11 protein-coding genes and 1 riboswitch are annotated in these 12,372 nt (G+C 75.0%); of the genes, 8 read left to right on the top strand and 3 right to left on the bottom strand.

Annotated features, from left to right (window positions below):
* The first annotated feature begins 189 nt into the window (after positions 1 to 189).
* Positions 190 to 603, top strand: coding sequence for a VOC family protein (locus tag DMH12_RS33010; RefSeq protein WP_185832696.1), 414 nt, complete (start codon positions 190 to 192; stop codon positions 601 to 603).
* A gap of 28 nt (positions 604 to 631) precedes the next feature.
* Here the strand turns inward: DMH12_RS33010 and DMH12_RS33005 are convergent, their stop codons facing one another.
* The 3 genes from DMH12_RS33005 to DMH12_RS32995 all read right to left on the bottom strand — a co-directional run bounded on the left by DMH12_RS33005 (position 632) and on the right by DMH12_RS32995 (position 4,200).
* Entirely contained in the window at positions 632 to 2,041 is a 1,410-nt protein-coding gene (locus tag DMH12_RS33005) for a hypothetical protein (RefSeq protein ID WP_185832695.1), read from the bottom strand.
* A gap of 167 nt (positions 2,042 to 2,208) precedes the next feature.
* Positions 2,209 to 3,336 (bottom strand): alpha/beta hydrolase, encoded by a 1,128-nt coding sequence (locus DMH12_RS33000; RefSeq protein ID WP_125495051.1) that lies wholly within the window; start codon positions 3,334 to 3,336, stop codon positions 2,209 to 2,211.
* A gap of 186 nt (positions 3,337 to 3,522) precedes the next feature.
* Entirely contained in the window at positions 3,523 to 4,200 is a 678-nt protein-coding gene (locus tag DMH12_RS32995; protein ID WP_185832694.1) for a class II aldolase/adducin family protein, read from the bottom strand.
* 224 nt (positions 4,201 to 4,424) lie between these two features.
* Between DMH12_RS32995 and DMH12_RS32990 the strand changes: the two genes are divergently transcribed.
* From DMH12_RS32990 to DMH12_RS32960, 7 genes are all read left to right on the top strand, one after another.
* Complete coding sequence (locus DMH12_RS32990) at positions 4,425 to 5,654, top strand: inorganic phosphate transporter (protein WP_125495049.1); 1,230 nt, start codon at positions 4,425 to 4,427, stop codon at positions 5,652 to 5,654.
* 34 nt (positions 5,655 to 5,688) lie between these two features.
* Entirely contained in the window at positions 5,689 to 5,910 is a 222-nt protein-coding gene (locus DMH12_RS32985; RefSeq protein ID WP_125495048.1) for a hypothetical protein, read from the top strand.
* A gap of 135 nt (positions 5,911 to 6,045) precedes the next feature.
* Positions 6,046 to 6,186, top strand: a riboswitch (cobalamin riboswitch).
* A 100-nt stretch (positions 6,187 to 6,286) separates the two neighbouring features.
* A complete protein-coding gene (locus DMH12_RS32980) occupies positions 6,287 to 7,252 on the top strand; it encodes a cobalamin biosynthesis protein (protein WP_125495047.1) in 966 nt (321 codons plus the stop codon).
* Positions 7,249 to 8,757, top strand: a complete 1,509-nt coding sequence (locus DMH12_RS32975; protein WP_125495046.1) for a cobyric acid synthase — start codon at positions 7,249 to 7,251, stop codon at positions 8,755 to 8,757. The genes DMH12_RS32980 and DMH12_RS32975 overlap by 4 nt, the downstream gene beginning before the upstream one ends.
* Before the next feature lie 67 nt (positions 8,758 to 8,824).
* Complete coding sequence (locus DMH12_RS32970) at positions 8,825 to 10,861, top strand: putative cobaltochelatase (RefSeq protein ID WP_125495045.1); 2,037 nt, start codon at positions 8,825 to 8,827, stop codon at positions 10,859 to 10,861.
* Positions 10,861 to 11,460 carry a cob(I)yrinic acid a,c-diamide adenosyltransferase gene (cobO, locus tag DMH12_RS32965; RefSeq protein ID WP_122614793.1) on the top strand — a complete coding sequence of 200 codons (600 nt, stop codon included), beginning with the start codon at positions 10,861 to 10,863 and terminating at the stop codon, positions 11,458 to 11,460. Before DMH12_RS32970 ends, cobO begins: the two co-directional genes overlap by 1 nt.
* On the top strand, positions 11,454 to 12,372 hold a 919-nt coding region (locus tag DMH12_RS32960), incomplete at its 3' end, for a cobyrinate a,c-diamide synthase (protein WP_125495044.1). The genes cobO and DMH12_RS32960, both read left to right, overlap by 7 nt.

The following is a 12,372-nucleotide window of genomic DNA, read 5'->3' as shown; positions in this document are numbered from 1 at the left end:
GGGCGGGATGGGCGGCTGAGGACGTTTCCCGCCGTCTAATGCGCGAGGAGAATGGCCATGGGGGCCAGTCTAACGGGGCGGTGCAACCCCTTTTCCCCGGTTCCGGTGTCGGTGGGCGGTGCCAGACTGGACACACGGGGCCGGTCCTCGGTCCGGCGCCGTCCACCGGCTCACGAGGGAGTGATCGGCATGGCAGGCACCGACGGCGGTCGCCCGGGCATCTTTCCGACGCTGCTGTACGCGGACGCCAGGGCGGCGGTCCGGCAGCTCACCGAGGCCTTCGGCTTCAGGGAGCTCGCGGTGTACGAGGGCGAGGACGGCACGGTGGCCCACGCCGAGCTGGCCCAGGGCAACGGCGCGGTCATGCTCGGCTCCAAGGGCACGGGCAGCCGCTTCGACGAGGCGATGAAGAACTCCGGCACGACGGGGGTGTACGTCGTCGTGGAGGACGTCGACGCCCATCACCGGCAGGCCGTGGAACACGGCGCGGAGATCCTGATGCCCCCGACGGACCAGGACTACGGCTCGCGCGACTACATGGCCCGTGACCTGGAGGGCAACATCTGGAGCTTCGGGACGTACGCGCCGGAGGTGGGTGGCTAGACCCCGTCGGCCGCGCACGCCCCGTCGGTCAGCTGCCGCCGGTGTGGACCTGGAAGGCGGCCCGGCGTACGGCCTTGGCCAGGGCGGGGTCGGGATGGGCGGCGGCCAGGGCCACCAGGACCTGCACGGTGCGGGGGTGGCCGACCGCGCGGACCTCGTCGAGCAGCGCCGGCACGGTGAACTGGACCGCCGCCTCCAGGTGCCGGACGAGCAGCGGTGCCTCCCCGTGGTCGGCGACGGCGGCCGCGGTGTCCACCCAGAGCCAGGTCGCCTCCCGGCGGGTGAGGACCTCGTGGGCGTCCTCGGGGTCGGCGCCGTCGTGCTCGGCCAGCCACAGCAGGGCGTACGGCCGCAGCGTCGGCTCGTCGACCACGCCGCGGACATCGGGCTCGGCGGGGGCGCCGACGACCCGCAGCGCGTCGAAGGCGAGGCCGCGCAGCAGGGCGTCCTCGCCGCGCGCGGCGGCGAGCAGTTCGGCGACGGCGCTGCCGACGGGCCGGGCGGCGAGCCAGGCGCGGTACTCGGCGCGGGCGGCGTTGGGCCGGAGCTGGGCGCAGCCGCGGAGCATGTCCTCGGCCGGCTGCTCGATGTTCCCGGCGGGGCTCTGGGCGGCCACGCAGATCTGCTCCAGCTTGACCCAGACCGCCCAGTTGCCGAGCGGGGTGAGCGTGGCCTGTCCGTCGCCGCAGGTGAGGGCACCGACGGAGGCGAGGGCGTGCAGGGCCCAGTCCAGGAGCGGGGCGAGCGGGGTGTCGGCGGTGACGTCCGGGACCGACTGGGGGCCGGGCTCCAGGCGGGGGCCGTAGGGCACCTCGCAGCGTTCGGTGCGCAGCTCGGTGACGCGCTGCTCCAGCAGGTCAAGGAGCTGGTCCACGGGGACGGGCCCGGCGGACAGCTGGAGGAAGGAGAGCACCTGGGGCATCGCGGAGACGACCTCGGCGACGGCGGCGGGCTCCTCGCCGGCGGGCTCGGGGTGGGCGAGCGACCAGGCGTCGAAGAGCGCGACCCAGCCGCGCAGCACCGCGCTGTCGTCGCGGTTCCAGGCGCGCAGCCGCCAGCCGGGGCGGGCGGTGTCGCCGTGCACCTCGACCAGTCCGGCGAGGCGGGCGGTGTCCCAGTCGGCACGCACCTGCGCGGCGGTGAGGCCCAGTTCGCGGGCCGCCTGGTCGGCGGTCGCGTCGGAGAGGGTGGCCTTGCCGTCGGCGGTGGCGCTGCCGCGGCCGGGGCCGAGCTCGGAGTCGGCCCAGCGGGCGACGCGGGCCGCGCCGGCCAGACCGGAACGCGCCATGCGGGCCAGCTCCGACCGGGCCGGTGTGCCCTCCGGGGGGCGCGGTGCGGGGCGGCGCGGACGCCGCTGGTTGATCGCTTGGGGGGCGGCGGCCAGGGGTCGTGGGCGGACGAGTCGAAGCCTGGAGTCGCGCGGGATACGGGACGTCACGGGTGCAGTCTTCCGGTTGACGGTCCGAAAACCCAAACGGAATGCCCCGACGGCCGCCGGGGAAGGCGGAGTCGGGGGTCGGGCGCGCTGCCCGGGCAGCGGATCAGGCCAGTGGTACGGCGCTAAACGGAACCGGAGGATCACACGCTGCGACGGCGCCTGCCGGGTCACACCAGGGGGGTCATGAAGCGGCGGAGCTTCTCTTCGTAGTCGTCGGGGTCGGCGTTCCACATGGCGCCGTGGGGGGCGTCCCGGACGGTGTGCAGGGCGACCAGTCGGGGGTGGGTTTCGGCCAGCCGCCGGGAGAGCCGCCAGGGGGCCACCGTGTCGCCGGGGCCGTGGAAGATCAGCGTGGGGACGGCGGGGCGGTGCAGGCCCGCCGTGCCGGTGTCGTGGTCGGCGTGCAGACCGGCGCGGCCCTGTGCGGCGCGGACGGCGAGCGGCAGCAGCGGTCCGGGGGTGCGGCGGGCGGCGGCGAGGGCGCGCAGGGTGGTCTCCCAGCTGAGGACCGGGGAGTCCAGTACGAGCCCCGCGATGCGCCCGCGCACGCCGGAGAGGGCGGCCGTGCGCAGGGCCATGGTGGCGCCGGTGGACCAGCCGAGCAGGACGACCTGGCGGGCGCCGTGGTCGAGGGCGTAGCGGACGGCGGCGTCCAGGTCGCGCCACTCGGTCTCGCCGAAGTGGTGCAGCCCGTCGGGCGAGGGCGGCGCGCCGACGTCGCCGCGGTAGGCGAGGGCGAGCACCGGGACGCTGCGGTCGTGCAGGGGGGCCAGCAGGTTCAGGACGTGTTCGCGGGTGGCGGCCAGGCCGTGCACGGCGATGATCCAGGTCGGGCGGGCGCCGGGCACGAACCAGGCCGGGAGCGGGCCGAGTTCGCCGGGGATCTGGACGTCCGTGTGGTCGAGGTCGAGGGCGCTGCCCGGGTTGCCGACGTAGAGGTTCGGCGTGAACCAGGCGCGGTCCCCGGCCTCCAGCGTGCCGTGCGTGACGCGTTCGAGGCGGCGTACGACGGTGTCGGCGCCGTGCTCGGCGGTGTCGAGGACCGGGCCGACGACCGCGTGGGAGCCGTCGCCCGCCAGCCCGTAGCGCCCGGGGCGCAGCGCGGCCAGGTCCCGGGTGAGGGTGATCCGGCCGGCCGCGGTGCCGTGCACGGTGAGCCGGGGTTCGGTGGGCAGCGGCCGGCCGGGGGGTGCCTTGAGCGCGGCGTCGCTGGCGAGCCGGCCGGCGGCGACGCTCGCTGCGCCGGCCGCCAGGGCTGCGGTGAGGGCGGCGGCCGTTGCTGTGACAGTGCGCATGGGGCCAGTCTCCTGGTGGAGTCCTCGGGCGGCCAGTGGGCGGCGGGCGGGGGGTGACGACGCTCCGTCAGGGGAGTCTTCCGCCTGTCCGCCGGGGCCGGGAGCCATGGTGCGGTCCCGCTGCCGGTACCCCGGAACGGGCCGGGTACGCGCCGCGCCGGCCGTGCCCCACGGCCACCCGCCCGCCTAGCCCGGCTGCCCGTACCCCTGGAACCGCTCCGCCGCCTCCGCCAACTGCCCCGGCGTCAGGAGCGACGGGGTGCGGCCCGGGACCGAGGAGGCCGTCAGCCAGAGCCGGCACATCCACTCCAGCTGGGCGGTGCGGTCGTACGCCTGGTCGAGGGAGGTTCCGTAGGTCAGCGTGCCGTGGTTGCGCAGGAGGCAGCCGGTGCGGCCGTCGAGGGCGTCGAGCACGCCGCGGGCCAGCTCCTCGGTGCCGTAGGCGGCGTACGGCGCGACCCGGACGGGGCCGCCGAGCGCGGCGGCCATGTAGTGCACGGGCGGCAGTTCGGGCACCAGCAGCGAGACGGCCGTCGCGTGCACGGCGTGGGTGTGGACGACGGCCCGGGCGGTGTCGTCCGCGCGGTACACGGCGAGGTGCAGGGGCAGTTCGCTGGTGGGGACGAGGGTGCCGAGCACCTGTCGTCCGTCGAGGGCGACCGCGGTCACGTCGTCCGGGGTCAGACGGTCGTACGGCACACCCGAAGGGGTGACGAGAACCGTGTCGCCGACGCGCACCGAGACATTGCCGGAGGTACCGACCACGAGCCCGTCCGCGACCGTGCGCCGGGCCGCCGCGACGAGGTCCGTCCAGGCCCGCTCCTCGTCCGGGCCGGCAGCCCCTCCGACCCGCGAATACGTCACAGTCACCGTCTCCTCACGAGTGCTTCCGCGCCTCTCCCGGCACGTCGTCGGCCGGTCCGGCGGTGATCCTGCCAGGGGCGTCTCCGGAGAGCACCGGGACGGCCACGCAGAGGGAGGCGGTGACGCCGCTTCCGGTCACCGTGACGCCCTGTCCAGTTCATCTTCCGTTCACCATGGTTACCTACGTTCGTCCAGCCAATGACCTCGAACGATTGCCTGGGTAAATGGAAAGCTTCTCGCTGATCCTCGCGATTGTGGTGGTAACCGCACTCGCGTTTGATTTCACGAACGGTTTCCACGACACCGCGAACGCGATGGCAACGACCATTTCGACCGGTGCGCTCAAGCCCAAGGTGGCGGTGGCGATGTCCGCCGTCCTCAACCTTGTAGGCGCCTTCCTCTCGGTGGAGGTCGCCAACACGATCTCCAAGGGTCTCGTCGACGAGACCGGCATCCGTCCCGAGGTCATCTTCGCCGCCCTGGTCGGCGCGATCCTCTGGAACCTGCTGACCTGGCTGGTCGGCCTCCCGTCCAGTTCCTCGCACGCCCTGATGGGCGGTCTGATCGGTGCCGCGGTCGCCTCGGCCGGCCTCGGCGCCGTCAACGGCGACGCGCTCGTCACCAAGGTGCTGATCCCCGCGATCGCCGCCCCGATCGTCGCCGGTGTCGCGGCGCTGCTGGGCGCGCGGCTGACGTACAAACTCGGCCGCCGGGCCGACGGCAAGGCCGCCGCCAAGGGCTACCGCGCCGGGCAGATCGCCTCCGCCGGGCTGGTCTCCCTGGCCCACGGCACCAACGACGCCCAGAAGACGATGGGCATCATCACCCTCGCCCTGGTCGCCGGCGGCGCGCTCGCCCCCGACTCCGACCCGCCCCTGTGGGTCATCCTCTCCGCGGGCATCGCCATCGCTCTCGGCACCTACCTCGGCGGCTGGCGCATCATCCGCACCATGGGCAAGGGCCTCACCGACCTCCAGCCGCAGCAGGGCTTCGCCGCCCAGACCAGCGCCGCGACGGTCATCCTGGCCTCCTCGCACCTGGGCTTCTCCCTCTCCACCACGCACTCGGTCTCCGGTGCGGTGATGGGCGCGGGGCTCGGCCGCAAGGGCGGTGTGGTGCGCTGGTCCACGGCCACCCGGATGTTCGTCGCCTGGGGTCTGACGCTGCCGGCGGCGGCCCTGGTCGCCGCGATCGCCGAGTGGGTCTGCCGCATGGGCGACTGGGGCACGGCCTGCGTCGCGGTCTTCCTGGTCGCCTCCAGCGCCGCCATCTGGAAGATCTCCCGGCGCGAGGTCGTCGACCACACCAACGTCGTCGACCCCCACGAGCCCGAGTCGGCCGGCGTGGTCACCACGGCGATGGCCGCCGTCTCCCCGCCCCCGGCGCACCTGGCCGAGGAGCTGCCGGCCGACCCGTCCGAGGCCAGGCCCGCGTCGGCCGCCACCACCGTCTGAGCCCGCGTCCCGGGTACGAAGGAAGCGAACCCCCATGAGCATCGACTGGGCAGCACTGGGCTCCGTCTTCGGCGTCAGCCTCGTGGCCACCGTGGCCCTGGTGGGCCTGTTCACCCTCGGCATCGTCGGACTCACCCGCCAGGAGCGGGCCACCGCCGAGGGCGGCTCCGCGGCCCTCGCGGTCACCGGCGCGTACGCCTGCTTCGCGGCCTGCGCGGCGGCGGTGGCGTACGGCATCTATCTGATCGTCGCCTGACCCACGGCACACCTCGGGGCGGGGCGCGTGACGGACACGGACCGTCGCGCGCCCCGCCCTTCGTGTACCGGCGCACACCACCCGTGTGTGGGGCTTCGCACACTCCCCCGCCGCAGGTCAACGCCAGGTTGACGGGTGTTCTCGCGCCGTGGTGGACTTCCGGGGCCATCTACGGCGGCAGGAGAGGAAGCCCGGTGCGATTCCGGCGCGGTCCCGCCACTGTGACCGGGGAGCAGACCCCGGCAGCCAGGAACTCTCACCGCCGGACTCTTCGAACCAGGGCGTGGACACCCTGAGTGAGGACGCGACGCGATGCCCGGCTGCCGATCGACGTTCAGTACCAGGTGCCTCCCTGCCCGTGTGACCGGCTGAAGCCGTGCGTGCCGGACGCGTCTTCGCGTACGGCGCCGCCGCCGGCCTGCTCGGTGACCTCCTCCTCGGCGACCCGCGCCGCGGACATCCGGTCGCCGCGTTCGGCCGCGCCGCCGGTGCCGTGGAACGGGTGCTGTGGCGTGACCACCGAGGCTGGGGCGCGCTGCACACCCTGGTGTGCGCCGGTGGCGCCACCGCCCTGGGCTCGGCCGCCGCGCACGCCGTACGCCGCTCCCCCGCCGCCTCGGTCGCGCTGACCGGCGCGGCCACCTGGGCCGTGGTCGGCGGTACGTCGCTGGCGCGCGAGGCGCTCGTCATCGGCCGGGCGCTGGAGGCCGGGGACGTCGAGGCGGCCCGGGCGCGGCTGCCGCACCTGTGCGGGCGGGACCCGCAGTCGCTGGACGCCGACGGGATCGCGCGGGCGGTCGTGGAGTCGGTCGCCGAGAACACCTCGGACGCGGTGGTGGGCGCCCTGGTGTGGGGTGCCGTCGGCGGAGTGCCGGGACTGCTCGGCTTCCGGGCGGTGAACACCCTGGACGCCATGGTCGGCCACAAGTCGCCCCGCTACCTGCGGTACGGCTGGGCCTCGGCCCGTCTCGACGACCTCGCGGGCTGGCCGGGCGCCCGGCTGACCGCCCTGCTGACCACCGTGGCCGGCGGCGACCCACGGGGCGCCGCACGGGCCTGGCGCGCGGACGCCGGACTCCACCCGAGCCCCAACGCCGGTCCCGTGGAGGCGTCGTTCGCGGGCGCCCTCGGGGTGCGGCTCGGCGGGACGCTCTCCTACGCCGGGCGGGTCGAGCACCGGCCCGTGCTCAACGGGGCGGCGGGGCGCGCCGTCCGGGCCGGTTCCGGCGACATCGAACGGGCCGCACGGCTCTCCCGGCGCGTGGGCTGGCTGGCGCTCGGCGTGTGCGCCGGCGCCCGGCTGCTGGTGCGCGGGGCCGTCAGGAAGGGACGTACGTCATGAACGGTGGACTCCTCGTCGCCGGCACCACCTCGGACGCCGGCAAGAGCGTCGTCACGGCGGGGATCTGCCGCTGGCTGGTGCGCCAGGGCGTGAAGGTCGCGCCCTTCAAGGCGCAGAACATGTCGCTCAACTCCTTCGTGACGCGCGAGGGCGCGGAGATCGGGCGGGCCCAGGCCATGCAGGCCCAGGCCTGCCGGGTGGAGCCGACCGCGCTGATGAACCCGGTGCTGCTCAAGCCCGGCGGTGAGCGCAGCAGCCAGGTGGTGCTGCTCGGCAGGCCGGTCGGCGAGATGACCGCCCGCGGCTACCACGGCGGGCGCCAGGAGCGGCTGCTCGGCACGGTGCTCGACTCGCTGGCCGAGCTGCGCGGCACCTACGACGCGGTGATCTGCGAGGGCGCGGGCAGCCCGGCCGAGATCAACCTGCGCCGCACCGACATCGTGAACATGGGGATCGCGCGGGGCGCCGGACTGCCCGTGCTGATCGTCGGCGACATCGACCGCGGGGGCGTCTTCGCCTCCTTCTTCGGCACGGTGGCGCTGCTCTCGCCCGAGGACCAGGCGCTGGTCGCCGGGTTCCTCGTCAACAAGTTCCGCGGCGACGTGTCGCTCCTGGAGCCCGGCCTCGACATGCTGCACGGGCTGACCGGGCGGCGGACGTACGGGGTGCTGCCCTTCCGGCACGGGCTCGGCATCGACGAGGAGGACGGGCTGCGGGTCTCGCTGCGCGGCACGGTGCGGGAGTCCGTGGTCGCGCCGCCGGTCGGCGAGGACGTGCTGCGGGTCGCCGTCTGCGCGGTCCCGCTGATGTCCAACTTCACGGACGTGGACGCGCTGGCCGCCGAACCGGGCGTGGTGGTGCGGTTCGTGGACCGGCCCGAGGAACTGGCCGACGCCGACCTGGTGATCGTGCCGGGGACGCGCGGGACGGTCCGGGCGCTGGAGTGGCTGCGCGAGCGGGGGCTGGCGGAGGGCATCGCGCGCCGGGTGGCCGAGGGCCGGCCCGTGCTCGGCGTGTGCGGCGGGTTCCAGCTCCTCGGCGAGCACATCGAGGACGACGTCGAGTCGCGCGCCGGGCACGTCGACGGGCTCGGACTGCTGCCCGTGCGGGTGCGGTTCGCCCGCGAGAAGACCCTGACGCGCCCGGTGGGCGAGGCCCTCGGTGAGCGCGTCGAGGGGTACGAGATCCACCACGGTGTCGCCGAAGTCCTGGGCGGAGCCCCCTTCCTGGACGGCTGCCGGGTCGGCCAGACCTGGGGCACGCACTGGCACGGCTCGCTGGAGTCGGACGGCTTCCGGCGGGCGTTCCTGCGCGAGGTGGCCGCCGCCGCGGGCCGCCGGTTCGTGCCGGCCCCCGACACCTCGTTCGCCGCGCTGCGCGAGGAGCAGCTCGACCGGCTCGGCGACCTGATCGAACAGCACGCGGACACCGACGCGCTGTGGCGGCTCATCGAGTCCGGCGCGCCGCCCGGGCTGCCCTTCGTGCCACCGGGGGCGCCCGCATGACCCCGAGGGAACCCGAACGCGACGCACCCGACGAGCGCGACCCGCGCGACGTGGAGGACGACAACAAGTGACCAGTACCCCGTTCCCGTTCACGGCCGTCGTCGGCCAGGACGACCTGCGGCTCGCGCTGCTGCTGAACGCCGTCTCCCCGGCGGTCGGCGGCGTGCTGGTGCGCGGCGAGAAGGGCACCGCCAAGTCGACGGCCGTCCGCGCGCTGTCGGCGCTGCTGCCGGCCGTGGCGGTGGTCCCGGGCTGCCGCTTCTCCTGCTCCCCGGGGTCGCCCGACCCGGGCTGCCCCGACGGTCCGCACGAGCCCGGGACGGCCACCGAGCGCCCCTCTCGGATGGTCGAACTGCCCGTCGGCGCCTCCGAGGACCGGCTCGTCGGCGCCCTCGACATCGAGCGGGCGCTCGCGGAGGGCGTGAAGGCCTTCGAACCCGGGCTGCTGGCCGACGCACACCGCGGGATCCTGTACGTGGACGAGGTCAACCTCCTCCACGACCACCTGGTGGACCTGCTCCTCGACGCCGCCGCGATGGGCGCCTCGTACGTCGAGCGCGAGGGCGTGTCGGTGCGGCACGCCTCGAAGTTCCTGCTGGTCGGCACCATGAACCCCGAAGAGGGCGAGCTGCGCCCGCAGTTGCTGGACCGGTTCGGGCTGACGGTGGAGGTCTCCGCCTCGCGCGAACCCGACCAGCGGGTGGAGGTGGTGCGGCGCCGGCTCGCGCACGACGACGACCCGGCCGGCTTCGTGGCCCGCTGGGCGGACGAGGAGGCCGCCGTACGGGCGCGGATCGTGGCGGCCCGGGAGCTGCTGCCGTCGGTGACGCTCGGCGACGCGGCGCTGCGGCAGATCGCGGCGACCTGCGCCGCCTTCGAGGTGGACGGCATGCGGGCCGACATCGTGATGGCCCGGACCGCGACCGCGCTGGCGGCCTGGGCCGGGCGGACCGACGTCCTGGCGGAGGACGTCCGCCAGGCGGCGTTGCTGGCGCTGCCGCACCGGCGGCGGCGCAACCCCTTCGACGCGCCCGGCCTCGACGAGGACAAGCTCGACGAGACGCTGGAGGAGTTCGGCGACCAGGGAGACGACGACCCCGATCCTGACCCGGATCCCGACCCCGGGCCCGAGGGTCCCGGTGGTGGCGGTGGACGACCGCCCGAGGAGGGGCCGCAGCCCGGTGCGGACGACACGGCCGTCCCGCCCGAGGCCGGTACCGGTGACGAACCGGGGCCGGCACCCGGCCGGGGCGGCGCCGGGGAGCGGTCCGCCGTACGGGCCGCCGAGCCGTTCCGGACCAAGGTGCTGAGCGTGCCCGGACTCGGCGAGGGGGCCGCCGGGCGGCGCTCCCGGGCCCGGACCGAGCACGGGCGGACCACCGGCGCCCGCAGGCCGCGGGGCGCGCTGACCAAGCTGCACCTGGCGGCGACCGTTCAGGCGGCGGCTCCGCACCAGCGGGAGCGCGGCCGGGCGGGGCGCGGTCTGGTGGTACGCCGGGACGACCTGCGGCAGGCCACCCGCGAGGGGCGGGAGGGCAACCTGGTGCTGTTCGTCGTGGACGCCTCCGGGTCGATGGCGGCGCGGCAGCGGATGAGCGCCGTGAAGGGCGCCGTGCTGTCGCTGCTGCTGGACGCCTATCAGCGGCGGGACAAGGTGGGTCTGGTGACCTTCCGGGGTTCGGCCGCCGACGTGGCGCTGCCGCCGACGTCGTCGGTGGACGCGGCGGCGGCCCGTCTGGAGTCGCTGCCGACCGGCGGGGGCACGCCGCTCGCGGCCGGGCTGCTCAAGGCGCACGAGGTGCTGCGGGTGGAGCGGCTGCGGGACCCGGCACGCCGGGCGCTGGTCGTGGTGGTGACGGACGGGCGGGCCACGGGGGGTGTGGAGCCGGTGGCGCTGGCGGGACGCGCGGCGCGGCTGTTCGCGGCCGAGGGCACCGCCTCCGTGGTCGTGGACTGCGAGTCGGGGCCGATCCGGCTGGGGCTCGCCGGGCGGCTCGCGGGTGAGCTGGGCGGTACGGCGGTGACCCTCGACGAGTTGCGGGCGGACTCGATCGCGGGGCTGGTCAAGGATGTGCGGGATACCGGAACAAGGAGGGCCGCGTAGTGCCCAAGGGACAGCCGAGTGTCGTACCGGACGACGGACTGACGACCCGGCAGCGGCGCAACCGGCCGCTGGTCTTCGTGCACACGGGGATCGGGAAGGGCAAGTCCACCGCCGCCTTCGGGCTGGCGCTGCGCGCCTGGAACCAGGGATGGCCCGTCGGGGTGTTCCAGTTCGTCAAGTCCGCCAAGTGGAAGGTCGGCGAGGAGAACGCCCTGCGGGTGCTCGGCGCATCCGGTGAGGGCGGCACCGTCGACTGGCACAAGATGGGCGAGGGGTGGTCCTGGGTCCAGCGCGACCAGCAGCAGGACAACGAGGAGAAGGCCCGGGAGGGCTGGGAGCAGGTCAAGCGCGACCTCGCCGCCGAGACGTACAAGCTGTACGTGCTGGACGAGTTCGCCTACCCGCTGCACTGGGGGTGGATCGACACCGACGAGGTCGTGTCCGTGCTGCGCGACCGGCCCGGCACCCAGCACGTCGTGATCACCGGGCGGAACGCGCCGCAGCAGCTGGTGGACTTCGCCGACCTGGTCACCGACATGTCCAAGGTGAAGCACCCGATGGACACCGGCCAGAAGGGGCAGAGGGGCATCGAGTGGTGACCGCCTCCACCCCGGCCTCCGTCCCCAGGCTGGTCGTGGCCGCGCCCTCCTCGGGCAGCGGCAAGACCACCGTGGCCACCGGGCTGATGGCCGCGCTCGCCGCGCGGGGGCTCGCCGTGTCCCCGCACAAGGTCGGGCCCGACTACATCGACCCGGGGTACCACGCGCTGGCCACCGGGCGGACGGGACGCAACCTCGACGCCTACCTGTGCGGGCCCGAGCTGGTGGAGCCGCTGTTCCTGCACGGGGCGCGCGGCTGCGACATCGCCGTGATCGAGGGCGTGATGGGGCTGTACGACGGGGCGGCCGGGGAAGGCGAACTCGCCTCCACCGCCCACGTGGCCAAGCTGCTGCGGGCGCCCGTGGTGCTGGTCGTGGACGCGTCGGCGCAGTCGCGGTCGGTGGCGGCGCTGGTGCACGGGTTCGTGTCCTTCGATCCGGACGTGCGGGTCGGGGGCGTGATCCTGAACAAGGTCGGGTCGGACCGGCACGAGGTGATGCTGCGGGAGGCGTTGGACTCCGTCGGGGTGCCGGTGCTGGGGGCGTTGCGGCGGGCCGCGCCGGTGGAGACGCCGTCGCGGCATCTGGGGCTGGTGCCGGTCGCCGAGCGGGGCGCGGCGGCGGTCGACGCCGTCGGGGCGATGGCGGCGCTGGTCTCCGACGGGTGCGACCTGGAGGGGCTGGTGGCGTTGGCCCGGGGGGCCGGGGGGTTGTCCGGTGCGGCCTGGGACGCGGGTGAGGTGGTGCGTTCTTCGCCCTCGCCGCGGCTGGAGAAGCCCCGGGTCGCCGTCGCGGGTGGGGCCGCGTTCACCTTTTCCTACGCCGAGCATGCCGAACTGCTCGCGGCGGCGGGGGCCGACGTCGTCGTCTTCGATCCGTTGCGGGACGAGGAGTTGCCGGAGGGGACGCGGG

It is taken from the genome of Streptomyces sp. WAC 04229, assembly GCF_003947455.1.
GTDB lineage: Bacteria > Actinomycetota > Actinomycetes > Streptomycetales > Streptomycetaceae > Streptomyces.
Note: the sequence above shows the minus strand (reverse complement) of the source record. Positions and strands in the feature narration are given on the sequence as shown.

Bases quoted from the DNA above. Each gene is read 5' to 3' on its own strand.
- DMH12_RS32990 (WP_125495049.1), top strand. From the start codon at position 4,425: ATGGAAAGCTTCTCGCTGATCCTCGCGATTGTGGTGGTAACCGCACTC.
- DMH12_RS33000 (WP_125495051.1), bottom strand. From the start codon at position 3,336: ATGCGCACTGTCACAGCAACGGCCGCCGCCCTCACCGCAGCCCTGGCG.
- DMH12_RS32975 (WP_125495046.1), top strand. From the start codon at position 7,249: ATGAACGGTGGACTCCTCGTCGCCGGCACCACCTCGGACGCCGGCAAG.
- DMH12_RS33010 (WP_185832696.1), top strand. From the start codon at position 190: ATGGCAGGCACCGACGGCGGTCGCCCGGGCATCTTTCCGACGCTGCTG.
- DMH12_RS32985 (WP_125495048.1), top strand. From the start codon at position 5,689: ATGAGCATCGACTGGGCAGCACTGGGCTCCGTCTTCGGCGTCAGCCTC.